We start from the raw sequence: 13598 nt of genomic DNA, 5'->3' as shown, positions 1-13598 counted from the left end.
TGGCGGACTACTTGGACTCCGGCACCGGGGTGTCGTTCCGGAAGGCGTCGAAGAGCTGCTTGGACTGCTTGGCGTCCCACAGCACGGCGGACTCGCCGGTCTTGGTCCGGAAGTCCGGGTTGCCGATCGGCACGGTCACCGACTTGCCGCTGCCGCCGTTGACGTCCTTCATGGCGAGGAAGAGCGAGCCGAGGTCGGTCAGTCCGCAGTCCTCGTCGACGATCAGGGTGCCGAGCCCCGCGTCGACCAGCGGGTAGAAGGTGAACGGGTTCAGCAGGTTGCCCGGGGAGGCGGCCTGGTGGGCCAGGGCGCCGAGGAACTTCTGCTGGTTGCGCATCCGGCCGAGGTCCTGGTCGGCCATCTGGTGGCGCTGGCGGACGAAGGCCAGGGCCTGCTTGCCGCTGAGGGTCTGGTCGCCGGCCTTGAGGTCGAGGCCGGAGTCCTTGTCCTTGATGTCCTGGTCGATGTGCATCTCGACGCCGCCGATCGAGTCGACGATGCCGACGAAGCCGCCGAAGCCGATCTCGGCGTAGTGGTCGATCCGCAGGCCGGTGTTCTGCTCGACGGTCTGGACCAGCAGCCGGCCGCCGCCGTTGCCGAAGGCCGAGTTGATCTTCGCGGTGGTGCCCTTGACCGGCTTGCCGTTGGCGCCCGGGTGCTCGGGGATCGGCACCCAGGAGTCGCGCGGGATGCTCATCAGGGTGTTCCCGTTGTCCCCGACGTGCAGGATCATCATCGAGTCGCTGCGCTTGCCCTCGGTGTCGTGCCCGGTGTGCAGGTCGTCCTGCTCGGCGTCGGTGAGGCCCTGGCGGCTGTCGGAGCCGACGATCAGCCAGTTGGTGCCCTTGCCCGCGGCCGGGCGGCCGGGGTAGTCGGCGAGCACGTTCTCGTGGTTGATCTTGGAGTCCGCCCAGAACCAGGTGGAGACGGCGGTCACCATGACGGCGATCAGCACGCCGAAGACCGACCACTTCACGATCCGCCGGCGCGGCCAGCGCCGGGCCGCCGGGGGACCGGCCGGGCGGGAGCCGCCGGGACCACCAGGGCCACCGGGACCGCCGGGGCGGGCACCGGGGGCGCCGGGCCCCTGCGGCGGGACGCCGCCGAGCCGGGACGGCCCCGGCTGTCCCGGGTGTCCGGACTGCCCGGGGTACCCCTGGTGCCCCGGCTGCGCCGGGTGGTGCGGCTGCCGTGGCGCGGGTGCCCCCGGCCCGCGCGGGTTCAGCGAGGACGGCAGCGGCGGCTCGGCCGAGCCGCCTCCACCGTTGCCGCCGTACGGGTTCCCGCCGCCCCCCGGGCGGCCCTCCTGCCACGTGTTCATGCCGACGAGGATGCCCGACCCCGGTCGGGCTGACTCCCCCCGGGGTGCCCGCCGGGCCTCTTGTAGCAGTTTTGATGCACGTACCGGATCGTTCCGCCGCAACGTCCGGACATCCGGTGTTCCAGCTGCTGAAACGTTTCTTGACCAGCTCGAACGCCGCGTGCTTGCATTCCGGGCATGGACCAGCGTTGGGCACTCACGCGTCGGCGGCACGTCGACCTGCGGCGCGGTGTGGCCTGTTCGCTCTGTCGCGGCTGACGCGCGCCGCCCGTCGAGTCCCCGCACTCCCCGCACGTCCGCCGACGTAGTGCCCCCGGTGCCGCCCCCCGGCACCGCTCCCGGTACCGGCCTCCCCACCGCGGCTCCCTCCCCGCCGCCGCACCGCGCCGCCCCGCTTCCAGCCAGAGGTGAACCCATGGCCGTCGTCCTGTCCGTTTCCGGCTCCCCGTCCGCCACCTCCCGCACCACCCGCCTGCTGCGCCACGTCGACGCGCGGCTGGCGGAGCGCGGCCACCAGGTCGTCCCCTTCGAGGCCCGCGGCCTGCCCGCGCACGCGCTGCTGTCGGGCGACTTCGACCACCCCGGCATCGTCGCCGTCACCGAGCTGTTCGCCCGCGCCGACGGCGTGGTCATCGGCACCCCCGTCTACAAGGCCGCCTACTCGGGCCTGCTGAAGGCCCTGCTGGACGTGCTCCCGCAGCACGCGCTGGCCGGCAAGACCGTGCTGCCGCTCGCCACCGGCGGCTCGCCCGCGCACGTCCTCGCGGTGGACTACGCGCTGCGCCCGGTGCTCAGCTCGATGGGCGCCGGCCACATCACCCAGGGCTGGTTCGTGCTCGACCGCCACATCACCGTCCGGGAGGACGGGACGACCCTGGTGGAGCGCGCGACCGAAGCGCTGCTGGCCCCGGTCGTGGAGGGCTTCGCCACGGCCCTGGAGCGGCGGGCCGCACCCGCGCTGGCCGGTTGACGGACCGTCGCCGCGGCCCGTACGGGGCGTCCCCGAGACGGGCCGCGGCGACCCCTAGGGGGAGCCGCCCGGTGCCCCGTAGAACCCTGGTTGGGCGGCTTCATTCCGGCGGATGACGAGCCCTCCGCCGACGACTCCTAACGTGGTTCACACATCCCCACCCGCCAGGAAGCGGCCCGGTTCCGTCGGGTCCGGTGGCCAGGTCCACCGGGAGGGTGGAGACAACTCCCGGTCGAGGACTACCGCCCGCGCCATGTCGCGCGGCGGGCGGGCCCGTGAGGCTGGGGGCCAACGGGTGAGCGCATCTTCCTTAGGAGAGTCCTGTGACGACGGCAGCAGCCGTGTACGACCCCCAGCTTCCCGGCGGCGCGTCCGCCGTCGCCGCGTCGGCCCGTCAGGTCACCAAGGCGTACGGTGCGGGCGAGACCAGGGTGACCGCGCTGGACGCGGTCGACGTCGACATCCAGCGCGGCCGGTTCACCGCGATCATGGGCCCCTCGGGCTCGGGCAAGTCCACCCTGATGCACTGCCTGGCGGGCCTCGACACGGTCAGCTCCGGGCGGATCTGGATTGGCGACACCGAGATCACCGGCCTCAGGGACAAGCAGCTCACCAGGCTCCGGCGGGACAAGATCGGCTTCATCTTCCAGGCGTTCAACCTGCTCCCGACCCTGACCGCGCTGGAGAACATCACGCTGCCGATGGACATCGCCGGGCGCAGGCCCGACCGGGCCTGGCTGGACCAGGTGGTGGAGACCGTCGGCCTGTCCGGCCGGCTCCGGCACCGCCCCGCCCAGCTCTCCGGCGGCCAGCAGCAGCGCGTCGCGGTGGCCCGGGCGCTGGCCGCCCGCCCCGAGATCATCTTCGGCGACGAGCCCACCGGGAACCTGGACTCCCGCTCCGGCGCCGAGGTGCTGACCTTCCTGCGCCGCTCGGTGGACGAGCTGGGCCAGACCATCGTGATGGTGACCCACGACCCGGTCGCCGCCGGCTACGCGGACCGCGTGCTCTTCCTCGCCGACGGCGTGATCGTCGACGAGATGCACGCGCCCACCGCCGACTCCGTCCTCGAACGCATGCGCCGCTTCGACGGCAAGCGCACCAGCTGAGCGGCGGGCCGACACCACCATGCTGCTCAAGACCTCACTGCGGAGCTTCTTCGCCCACAAGGGCCGGATGGCGCTCTCGCTCATCGCCGTCGTGCTGTCGGTGGCCTTCGTCTCCGGCACCCTCGTCTTCTCGAACACCGCCACCGGCACCTTCGACAAGCTCTTCGCCGCGACCGCCTCGGACGTCTCGGTCCAGCCGCCCAAGCCGACCGAGGACCAGGAGCAGCAGGCCGCCGTCAAGCCGCCGACCGTCCCGGTCGCGCTGGAGCGGCAGCTCGCCGCGCTGCCCGGGGTGAGGAACGCGGTCGGCCAGGTCATGGTCGAGAACGCCGTCCTGGTCAACCCGGCCACCAACAAGCTGGTCGGCCCGACCACCGGCGCGCCCACCCTGGCCGGCAACTGGACCGACACCCCGAGCAACCCGGTGAAGATCACCTCCGGTCACGCCCCGCGGGGCCCGACCGAGCTGGTGCTGGACGCCGACACCGTGAAGAAGGCCAAGCTGGGCCTCGGCGACCGGCTCCGGGTCGAGAACCCGCTCGGCAGGCACGACTTCACCATCGTCGGCATCGGCACCTTCACCACCACCAATCCGGGAGCGGCGCTCGCCTTCCTGGACACCCCGACCGCCCAGCGGGTGCTGCTCGGCGAGGAGGCCTTCAGCACCGTCGAGGCGTACGGCGACGGCAGCCGGGGCAACGACCGGCTCAAGGCGGACGCGCTGGCCGCGCTCGGCGGCGGGTACCAGGTGAAGACGGCGGCCGAGCAGAAGGCCGACCGCAGCGAGCAGGTCGGCAAGGGCCTCGGCTTCATGAAGTACGCGATGCTCGGCTTCGCCTTCGTCTCGGCGATCGTCGGCGCCTTCCTGATCGTCAACACCTTCTCGATGCTGGTCGCCCAGCGCACCCGGGAGATCGGCCTGCTGCGCGCCGTCGGCGGCAGCCGGCGGCAGGTCAACCGCTCGGTGCTGGTCGAGGCGCTGATCCTGGGCGTGCTCGGCTCGACCCTCGGGGTCGCGGCCGGCCTGGGCGTGGCGGTCGGCCTGATCAGGCTGATGAGCGCGATCGGCATGGACCTCAAGGCGGCCGACCTGCGGATCGGGCCGGACGTGTTCGTCGCCGGGTACGCGCTGGGCATCGTGGTCACCCTGCTCGCGGCCTGGTTCCCGGCCCGCCGGGCGAGCCGGATCTCGCCGATGGCCGCGCTGCGCGACCACGGCACCCCGGCGGAGTCGCGGGCCAACCTCGTCCGCACCGTTCTCGGCCTGCTGCTGACGGCGGGCGGCGGCGCGCTGCTGGTGCTCGGCGCGGACGCGGAGAAGGCGGCCACCGGCGGCCGGTACCTCGGACTCGGCGTGGTGGTCACCCTGGTCGGCTTCGTGGTGCTCGGCCCGCTGCTGGTCTCGGCCGTCGTCCGGGTGCTCGGCGCGCTGCTGCCGGCGCTGTTCGGCCCGTCCGGCAGGCTGGCCCAGCGCAACGCGATGCGCAACCCGCGCCGCACCGGCGCCACCGCCGCCGCGCTGATGATCGGCCTGGCGCTGGTGATCGCCTCCGCGGTGTTCAGCTCCTCGGCCGTCACCTCGACCAGCGCCCAGATCGACAAGTCGGTGGGCGCGGACTACATCGTCTCCGGCGGCCGCACCGCCGTCACCCCGGAGATGATCGACGCGGTCCGGCGGACCCCGGGCATCGACCACGTCACCACCCAGCGGTTCTTCGCCGCCAAGGTCCGGCTGCCGGACGGGCGGACGGCCAGGACCGACCTGACCGCCGTGCCGCCGACCTTCTTCGGCAGCGACTTCCGGCCGACCGTCGACTCCGGGGCGGCGGACTCGATCCAGCGCGGCTCGCTGGGGATCGGCGCCGCCTTCGCCAAGGACCACGGCCTGAAGGTCGGCGACCAGGTCACTGTCGAGTACGGCCAGGGCCGCACCCAGGCGGTGCCGGTGGGCGCGGTCTTCGGCCGGGGCGGGCTGTTCGGCGACGCCTCCTTCGTGGCCGTGGACACCATGGAGAAGGCCGTCCCGGCCGCCGAGCAGCCGCCGGTGTGGACCTTCTTCGCCAAGGCGGCCCGGGGCGCCGACGTCGAGCGGACGCTGGCCGCGATCGAGGACGCGCTGAAGGAGTACCCGCAGCTGACCATCAAGGACCGGGCCGGCTACAAGGAGCTCGCCCAGTCCCAGATCAACACCCTGCTGTACCTGATCTACGGGCTGGTCGCGCTGTCCATCACGGTCGCGGTGCTCGGCGTGGTCAACACCCTGGCGCTGTCGGTGGTCGAGCGGACCCGCGAGATCGGCCTGCTGCGGGCGATCGGGCTCTCCCGCCGCCAGCTGCGCCGGATGATCCGGCTGGAGTCCGTGGTGATCGCGGTGTTCGGCGCGGTCCTCGGCACCGGGCTGGGCCTGGCCTGGGGTGTCACCGCCCAGCGGGTGCTGCGGGAGCAGGGCCTCGGGACGCTCTCCGTCCCGACCGTCACGGTGGCGGTCACGCTGGCCGCCTCGGTGCTGATCGGCCTGTTCGCCGCGCTCGTCCCGGCCTTCCGGGCCGGACGGATGAACGTCCTCGCGGCCATCGCGACGGACTGACCCGGCGTCGGGGGGCGTCGGGCAGGGGGGAACGGGGGACAGGGGCCGGGTGCGCACAGCACCCGGCCCCTGCGCCTTTCCGCACCGCCGCCGGAGGCCTCCGCCGGGGACCTCCGCCGGGCAGGCGCTCCGTTTCCGGGGTGCTGAGATGATCGTCCGATGTTCCCCTCGGACGCCCCGCCCCTGCCCAGCGCCGCGCCCCTCACCAGCGCCGCCGCCGCCCGCTGGCGCGCCGCCCGGACCGCCTGGCGGCTGGACGGCCGCCGGCTCGCACTGGTCCCGCTCGGGTTCGTGCTCCTGGCCGGTGCGGTGGAGCCGGACGTGAGCCGCTGCAACGTCCAGAACGTCTGCCGGGACACCTGGGGCTCGGGGCTGGCCGGCTGGTCGGTGCTGGCCGAGATCGTCCTGCTGGCCACCAGGGCCCGCGTCCGGGTGCTCGTCCCGCCGGTCGTCCTGGCGCTGCTCTGGTACCTGCCCGGAGGCCTGGTCACCCCGGTCGCCCGCTGGTCGGCGGTGCTGGTCCACGGCCTGCTCACCGCCGTCCTGCTCGGCGCCGAGGCCGGCCGCCGCCGCGCCCGCCAGCAGCTGGACGAGCTGATGGCCCCGCCCGTCCCCTACCCGTGGACCGCCGCCGACGCGCCCTCGCCCGTCCACCGGGACGGCCCGCCCGTGCTGCGCCGCGCCCTCGGCGTCCTGCTGCTGGTGGTCGCCGCGGCCTTCCCGGTGTACGGCCTCTGGGCGCAGGCCCGGGCCTCCTCCGCCGCCGAGCGGGCCACCCGGGTGACCGGCACCGCCGAGGGGAGCGACCGGGACGGCGTGCTGACCGTCCGCTTCCAGCCGCCCGGCGGCGGCCCCGAGCGCACCGCCGCCCTGGACGTCCGGTGGCAGCGCCGCCCCCAGCCCGGCGAGCCCGTCCCGCTGCTGGTGGACGGCGACGCGGTGCGCGCCCTGGGCGACGACTACGACGTCTCCGGCCAGCTGAGCGCCGGCGGTCTGATCGCCCTGCCCGGCCTGGTGCTGCTCGGCTCGGCCGCCGTCGCGAGCGCCCGCCGGACCGGGCCCGCCTTCGTCGGCGCCGCCCCCGCGCTCGCCGTACGGGTGCGCGCCGACGCCCGCGGCGACCTGCTGGTGCTGCCGCTGGACGGTCCGCCGGACGGTCCGCCGGACGGCCCCGGGCTCTGGCGGCTGGTCGAGCGCGACCGCTACCGCTGGGCCCGGCACGCCGCCCCGGACGGCGAGGCCGCCGCCTGGGTACCCGAACACCTGGCGACCGAGGACGAGGACGCCGACTACCCCGAACCGCCGCTCGACCACGACGAGGACGAGCCGGAGGACGAGGAGCCGTACGACCGCGTGACCCCGGCCGAGGCCGCCGAGCGGCTGGCCCGGGCCGGCCGCAGCGTGCCCGCCGTGCTGTACGTCGGCCCGGACGGCCCCGACCGCCAGCTCCTCGTCCGCCCCGGCGTGCTGGACGGCGACCCGCACTGGGTGGCGGCCGTCGTCGCCCCCGCCGCCCGGGCCCCGCGCTTCGGCCGGCGCTCGGGGCGCTACCGGGAGCGCGACCAGGCCGTCGCCGCGCTGACCGCCGAGGTCGTCGCCGCCGCCCCCGAGGCCGGGCCGGAGGCCGAGCCGCTGGCCGCCCGCCGCTGGGAGATGCCGCTGCCGCTGCGGGCGGCGGCCGGACCGCTGGCGGCGCTGGTGGTCGCCGCCGCCGTCGTGCTGCTCGACGACGACGGCTGGTGGGAGGGGCTGCTGCGCCCGCTGTGGATCGGCTCGCTGGCCATCCTCGCCTGCGCCCAGACGCTGTCCTGGCAGCTGGTGGCCGACCGCGACGGCCTGCGGGTGGCCACCGCGCTGCGCACCCGCAGCTACCGGTGGGCGGAGATCTCCGCGGCGGCGGTGCACCGCGACCTGCTCACCATCCGGCTGCACGGCGGCCGGGAGTTCTCCTTCTTCAGCCGTCCGACGGTCCGGCTGGCCGCCTTCTTCGGCGGCCGGTACGACCCGGTGGCGCTGGCCCGGACCGTCGCCACCGCCGCCCACCGGCCCGACCTGCGTCCGGCGCAGGCCCTGCCGGACCGACTGGGCGGCCCCCAGCACCTGGTGAACCGGCTCGCGCTGACCGGGTACGCGGTCTTCACCGTGGCCCACTACGCACTCTGAATCCGCCCCGGACCGGCACCGGATCCACACCGCTTCCGGCCTGCGCGTAAGGGGTAGTACGGTGTCCTTGATCACAGGACCGGTGCCGCGCCGCGAGGCGCCCCGGGCCGCCCAGACCGGGACAAGACGGGGACACGTCCGCACCGGTACGGTTGGCCCCGATGAACACCAAGGCTGCTGAGGAGCTGCCGGCTGTTTCCGTGATCATGCCGGTGCTCAACGAGGAACGTCACCTGCGCACGGCGGTCCGGCGCATCCTGGACCAGGAGTACCCCGGGCCGATGGAGGTGGTGATCGCCCTCGGTCCCTCCACCGACCGCACCGCGGAGATCGCGGCCGAGCTGGTGGCGGAGGACCCGCGGGTGCGGACGGTGGCGAACCCCACCGGCCGGACGCCGGCCGGGCTGAACGCCGCGATCCGGGGCTCCCGGCACCCCATAATCGTGCGCGTGGACGGCCACGGCCTGCTCACTCCCGGCTACATCACCACGGCGGTCCGGCTGCTCGGCGAGATGGACGCGGCCAACGTCGGCGGCATCATGTACGCCGAGGGCGAGACCGAGTGGGAGAACGCGGTCGCCGCCGCGATGACCTCCAAGATCGGCGTCGGGAACGCGGCCTTCCACACCGGCGGCCTGGCCGGCCCGGCGGACACCGTCTACCTCGGGGTGTTCCGGCGCGAGGTGCTGGAGAAGCTCGGCGGCTACAACGAGGAGTTCATCCGCGCCCAGGACTGGGAGCTGAACTACCGGATCCGCCAGGACGGCGGCCTGGTCTGGTTCACCCCGCAGCTCAAGGTGACGTACCGGCCCCGCCCCTCGGTGCGGGCGCTCGCCAAGCAGTACAAGGACTACGGCCGCTGGCGCCGGGTGGTCACCCGCTACCACCGCGGCTCGGTCAACCTGCGCTACCTCGCCCCGCCGGCCGCGCTGGCGGCGGTCACCGTCGGGCTGGTGCTCGGCGCCGCCGTCCACCCGGCCTTCCTCGCGGTGCCCGGCGCCTACCTGCTGGGCATCCTCGGCGGCGCGGCGGTCGAGGGCCGCGGCCTGTCGTTCAGGGCCAGGGTGCTGCTGCCGGTGGCCCTCGCGACCATGCACCTCAGCTGGGGCTTCGGCTTCCTGACCTCACCGCGCTCGCTGGCCCGAAGAGTGATCGCCAGTGTCGGCCCGTCCTCCAAGGACGTGCTCTCGAAGGCCGGCTGATTCGTTTCCGCACCGCTGCCGGCGGTGCGCGCGGCGGCAGTTGACGGCGGGTCGGGTGCGCCCCGGATCGGGCCTGTCGCGAACTCCTGCGAACGGGCCGCGGCCGGCGCCGGGCCGGCGAACGGGCCGCGGCCCGCCGGGGACGGCCGCCGGCCGTGCTCCCGGACCGTCGGGCGGTACGCGAGGAGGGCGGAACCCTCCTGCCCCCGCGGCTACTTGGCGCAGACGTCGGTGTCGTCCGCCTGCACCCGCTGGAGGTCCTCGGGCGCCTCGGTGGGCACCGCCGGCGCGGTGGTGGGGGCGGCGTCCAGCACGTCCTTGCCGAGCACCAGCAGCAGCCCGCCCTTCGGGTCCGACTTCGCGGCCGGGCGGAGGGCGTCACCGGGCAGGCCGAGGGCGGCCGCCAGCGCGTTCGCCTCGGCCTCCAGGCCGGCCGGGTAGGCCACCGTGGTGGTCGCGGCGGGCGTGGCGTCGCTGCCCACCGCTGCCTTGGCGAAGCCCTTCGCCCGGAGCTTATCCACGGTCGGCCCGGACTGCCCGCGCTTGCCGCTGCCGTTGCGCACCGTCAGCTGGACGCCCTTGGTGTCGGCGGCCTCGGCGGTGGCGGCCGGGGTGGTCGGGGCGGTGGCGGCCGGGGCCGGCGGCGCGGCCGCGGCTCCGGTGGCCGGCGCCTCGGGGGCGGGCGGGGCGGCGGTCTCGGTCAGCGAGCGGTCGGCCGCGACCATCGCGAACAGCTGTCCGGCGTCCGGCTGCTTGAGGATCACCCGGTTCTCGTCCTTGGGGTCGTCCAGGACGGGCGCGGTGGTGAAGGTGATGTTCTTGGTGTCCACCTTGCTGATGTCCAGCGCGAGGTCCTTGAGCTTGTCCACGCTGCCGATGCCGGAGTCCACGGTCAGCGCCTTGGTGGCGGCGTCCGCGAGCTTGTAGAGCTTGGTGGGGCTGGTCAGGGTGTCGTCGCTCTTGATCTTGCGGATCATCGAGCTGATGAACTGCTGCTGGAGCGGGATCCGGGTGAGGTCGCCGCCCTGGCCGACCGCGTGCCGGGTGCGGACGAAGGCCAGCGCCTCGTCGCCCTGCACGACGTGCCGCCCCTTGGTCATCTTCAGGTGGGACCCGGAGTCGTTGATGTCCTTGGCCGCGCAGACCTCGACCCCGCCGACCGCGGTGGAAAGGGTCTTCACCGCCTCGAAGTTGACCTGGACGAAGTGGTCGACCCGGATCCCGGTGGTCTTCTCGACGGTCTTCCAGGTGCAGCCCGCGTCGCGCCCCTCCTGGCCGAGGCTGTTGTTGAACTCGGACCGCGCCGAGCCCGGGATCCTCTTCCCCTGGGCGTTCTGGCACTCCGGGATCGGCACCATCAGGTCGCGCGGGAGGCTGACCACGGTCGCGTTGGAGCGGTCCTTGGCGATGTGGAACAGCAGCGTGGTGTCGGCGTGCCCGGTACTGCCCTCGTCGCCGTACTCCCGCCCGAGGCCCTCCCGGCTGTCCGTGCCGATCACCAGGATGTTCAGCGCGTCCCCGGCGGCCGGGGGCCGCTCGGACTCGTCGCCGAGCTGGACCTTGACCGAGGTCAGGTTGTCGTTGAAGTGCCGGTACAGGTAGTACGCCCCGCCGCAGCCCGCCACCATCACCAGGGCGCCCGCCCCGGCCGTCCACTTGAGGGCCCGCCGGCGCCGGCTGCGCCTGGCGATCGCGGCCGCCCGCCGCCGGCTGTCCCGGCGGCCCTCCGGGGCCGGTGCCGCGGGCGTCTCGGCAGCCCGGCGGCGCTGCCGGGGGACGCCCGGCGCGGGCTCCACCCGGTACCGGCCGGCTTCCGGTTGCTCCTCGTGCACGGGGGTCCCCTAGCTTCGACCGGTCACGGCTGCGGACCACCCGTACGGACGGACCGATCCGGACACACTAGACGAGCCGCGCGGGGCAGTCGTTCCCGGTGTGATCTCCGCCATGTTCCGGCAGCGCGGAGGCAAATACCGCTCGTGGCCGAGCAATTGCGGAAACGACCGGAGCGGCCGGCGGCGACCGCGCGGGTCGGCCGGGGTGGTCGGGGAGACCGGCTCAGTGCGGGGCGCAGGCGTCCACGTCGGCGGTGCGTCCCTCGAAGGTGGGAGAGGCGCCCGCCGAGGGCGACGCCTTCGCCACCGCCGCCACCCCGCCCGTCGGGGCGGTCCCGGCACCCGGCCGGGGGCCCGCCGACGCGGTGGGGATCGCGCCGGGCCCGCGGCCCGGCGAGGGCGCGGACCCGGGCGGCCGGACGGCGACCGGCCGGTCGTCCCGCAGCGCCGCGAACAGCTGGCCGGTCTGCGGCTGCACGAACTCGTCCCGGTCCGAGTCGTAGCGGTACGGGCGGCGGGGCGCGGTCAGCAGGACCACGTCCGCCGAGGGGACGCCGCGCAGGTCCTGGGTGAGGTCGTACAGCGCGCCGAGCGAGGACAGCGCGCCGTCGGCCCGGACGGAGGACGTCGCGGCGTCCAGCACCGGCCACAGCTTCGCCGGGTTCAGCAGCACACCCTGCGACTGCACCTTGCGGACCAGCGCGGCCAGGAACTGCTGCTGGCGGCCCATGCGCTGGGTGTCGCTGCCGTCGCCCAGGCTCTCCCGGGCCCGGACGTAGCCGAGCGCCTGCTCGCCGTGCAGGGTCTGCCGGCCGGCGGGCAGGTCGAGCTTGGCGTCCTTGTCGTGGATCGGCTGCGGCACGCACACCTCGACCCCGCCGATGGTGTCCACCATCCGCTTGAAGCCGCTGAAGTCGAGGATCACGTAGTGGTCGATCCGGATGCCGCTCAGCTGCTCGACGGTCCGGATCGAGCAGGCCGGGCCGCCCGTCTCGAAGGCCCGGTTGAACTGCATCAGCGCCGGCCGGCTGCGGGAGCCGTCCGGCTGCTCGCAGGCGGGCACGGTGACCATGACGTCGCGCGGGACGGAGACCGCCGTCGCGTGCTTCCGGTCGGCGGCCAGGTGCAGCAGGATCGTGGTGTCCGAGCGCTGGGTGCCCGCCTCACCGCCGTACGAGCCGTTCGCGCCGGAGCGGTCGTCGCTGCCGATCAGCAGGATGTTCTGGGCGCCCCGGGCCCCGGCGGTGCGGCTCGGGCGCTCGGCCTCCAGTTTGGCGAGCAGCCGGTCGGTGGCCGAGTCGGTGCGGATGTTGCCGTCCAGCGTGCGGTAGGCGATCCAGAGCAGGGCCCCGGTGGCGACCAGCAGGAACGCGACGGCGCCGGCGGTGATCATCAGCCACCGCCGGCGCCTGCGCGGGCGTCCGGTCCCGCCCGGAGGCGGGCCCGTGGGCGGACCGTCCCGCCCGGGGTCGTTCGTCGGGGGAGTGGCGGTCGGGGGGTGCTCGGTGTCGTCCTCGGCCATGGCCGGGATCCCTACCCGCCGGGGCCGCCCCGGGGGTCAGCCGAGGCGCAGTGTCACCCGTTCGGATTCCACCCGCTTCTCCCACTGCCCGGCGTCCAGCGCCTGCGAGTTGCGGCAGAGCACCACCGAGGCGCCGGCCGCCAGCGGCGCCAGCAGACCGGCCTCCAGACCGGTCCAGTCGTCGTACGAGAGGGTGGACAGGACGCGGTCACCGGGCTTCAGGCCGAGCCGCGCCGCGCCCTCCCGGGCCAGCGCCACGGTCTGCTCGCCCGTCAGCTTCAGCGGCAGCCCGTCCACCACGGTCTCCAGCGCCTGCCCGTCCGGGGCGACGGGGGAGTACGGCGCGAAGCGGTCGCCCTGGCCGGGCACCTCGGCGGCGTAGTCGAGGAAGCCGTCCGGACGCTGCGGGAAGCGGCCGCCGAGCGGCCGCAGGGCGAGCGCGACCCGCTCGCCCTCGCAGGCCTGGGCGGACTCCAGCCCGTCCGGGCCGCTGACCACCAGGTCGGCGGCGGCCGGGTCGCCGCCCGGCACCGCCGCCACCCCGACCGACCAGCAGGCCAGCAGCCAGACGGCGCTCTGCCAGTGGGCGGGCAGCAGCAGCGCCGCCCGGTCGCCGGGGCCGGCGTTCAGCTCGTCCTGGAGGAGGTTGGCGGTCTTGGCCACCCAGTTGTCGAAGGTCCGGGCGGACAGCTCCACCCGTTCGCCGGTGGCGTCGTCGTAGAAGGTGACCATCGGGGCCGCGGGATCGACCGAAGGGGTGCCGCCGCGCAGGAATGCGTGCAGCAGCTCGACGGGGGTGCGGGCATCGGCAGCGAAAGGCGCAGTCATGGTGCGCCCCAGCCTACGGCCTTCGGGTGGGCGGCCGGGAGGGGCGGCCGAACGGGCGCGCAGC

General features: G+C 74.7%; 9 protein-coding genes. 5 read left to right on the top strand and 4 right to left on the bottom strand.

Annotated elements, in window-relative coordinates; all coding sequences use genetic code 11:
* Positions 1-7 precede the first annotated feature (7 nt).
* Complete coding sequence (locus ACZ5GH_RS14460) at positions 8-1321, bottom strand: LCP family protein (protein WP_387760695.1); 1314 nt, start codon at positions 1319-1321, stop codon at positions 8-10.
* Positions 1322-1736: 415 nt separating this feature from the next.
* On the opposite strand from ACZ5GH_RS14460, the gene ssuE reads away from it, so the two are divergent.
* From ssuE to ACZ5GH_RS14435, 5 genes are all read left to right on the top strand, one after another.
* Positions 1737-2291: an NADPH-dependent FMN reductase gene (ssuE, locus tag ACZ5GH_RS14455; RefSeq protein WP_387760696.1), complete on the top strand. Its 555-nt coding sequence runs from the start codon at positions 1737-1739 to the stop codon at positions 2289-2291.
* Between the two features lie 323 nt (positions 2292-2614).
* Positions 2615-3400 carry an ABC transporter ATP-binding protein gene (locus ACZ5GH_RS14450; protein WP_387760697.1) on the top strand — a complete coding sequence of 262 codons (786 nt, stop codon included), beginning with the start codon at positions 2615-2617 and terminating at the stop codon, positions 3398-3400.
* Between the two features lie 19 nt (positions 3401-3419).
* Positions 3420-5987: an ABC transporter permease gene (locus ACZ5GH_RS14445; RefSeq protein WP_464334448.1), complete on the top strand. Its 2568-nt coding sequence runs from the start codon at positions 3420-3422 to the stop codon at positions 5985-5987.
* Between the two features lie 159 nt (positions 5988-6146).
* Entirely contained in the window at positions 6147-8150 is a 2004-nt protein-coding gene (locus ACZ5GH_RS14440; RefSeq protein WP_464334447.1) for a hypothetical protein, read from the top strand.
* 161 nt (positions 8151-8311) lie between these two features.
* The gene (locus ACZ5GH_RS14435) at positions 8312-9352 is read left to right on the top strand and encodes a glycosyltransferase family 2 protein (RefSeq protein ID WP_387760700.1); all 1041 of its coding nucleotides are present in this window, start codon (positions 8312-8314) and stop codon (positions 9350-9352) included.
* Positions 9353-9564: 212 nt separating this feature from the next.
* Here ACZ5GH_RS14435 and ACZ5GH_RS14430 read toward each other — a convergent pair whose 3' ends face one another.
* From ACZ5GH_RS14430 to ACZ5GH_RS14420, 3 genes are all read right to left on the bottom strand, one after another.
* Positions 9565-11184, bottom strand: a complete 1620-nt coding sequence (locus ACZ5GH_RS14430) for an LCP family protein (protein WP_464334446.1) — start codon at positions 11182-11184, stop codon at positions 9565-9567.
* Between the two features lie 223 nt (positions 11185-11407).
* Entirely contained in the window at positions 11408-12577 is a 1170-nt protein-coding gene (locus tag ACZ5GH_RS14425; protein ID WP_464334445.1) for an LCP family protein, read from the bottom strand.
* Between the two features lie 165 nt (positions 12578-12742).
* Complete coding sequence (locus ACZ5GH_RS14420) at positions 12743-13534, bottom strand: TIGR03089 family protein (protein ID WP_387760703.1); 792 nt, start codon at positions 13532-13534, stop codon at positions 12743-12745.
* Positions 13535-13598 lie beyond the last annotated feature (64 nt).

This window comes from Kitasatospora sp. Xyl93 (genome assembly GCF_055383135.1).
The sequence above is the reverse complement of the archived record's forward strand: the minus strand, read 5'-3'. Positions and strand labels throughout refer to the sequence as shown.

Excerpts from the sequence above, each read along its gene's own strand:
- ACZ5GH_RS14460 (WP_387760695.1), bottom strand. The coding sequence starts at position 1,321 with ATGAACACGTGGCAGGAGGGCCGCCCGGGGGGCGGCGGGAACCCGTAC.
- ssuE (WP_387760696.1), top strand. The coding sequence starts at position 1,737 with ATGGCCGTCGTCCTGTCCGTTTCCGGCTCCCCGTCCGCCACCTCCCGC.
- ACZ5GH_RS14445 (WP_464334448.1), top strand. The coding sequence starts at position 3,420 with ATGCTGCTCAAGACCTCACTGCGGAGCTTCTTCGCCCACAAGGGCCGG.
- ACZ5GH_RS14440 (WP_464334447.1), top strand. The coding sequence starts at position 6,147 with ATGTTCCCCTCGGACGCCCCGCCCCTGCCCAGCGCCGCGCCCCTCACC.
- ACZ5GH_RS14435 (WP_387760700.1), top strand. The coding sequence starts at position 8,312 with ATGAACACCAAGGCTGCTGAGGAGCTGCCGGCTGTTTCCGTGATCATG.
- ACZ5GH_RS14425 (WP_464334445.1), bottom strand. The coding sequence starts at position 12,577 with ATGATCACCGCCGGCGCCGTCGCGTTCCTGCTGGTCGCCACCGGGGCC.
- ACZ5GH_RS14420 (WP_387760703.1), bottom strand. The coding sequence starts at position 13,534 with ATGACTGCGCCTTTCGCTGCCGATGCCCGCACCCCCGTCGAGCTGCTG.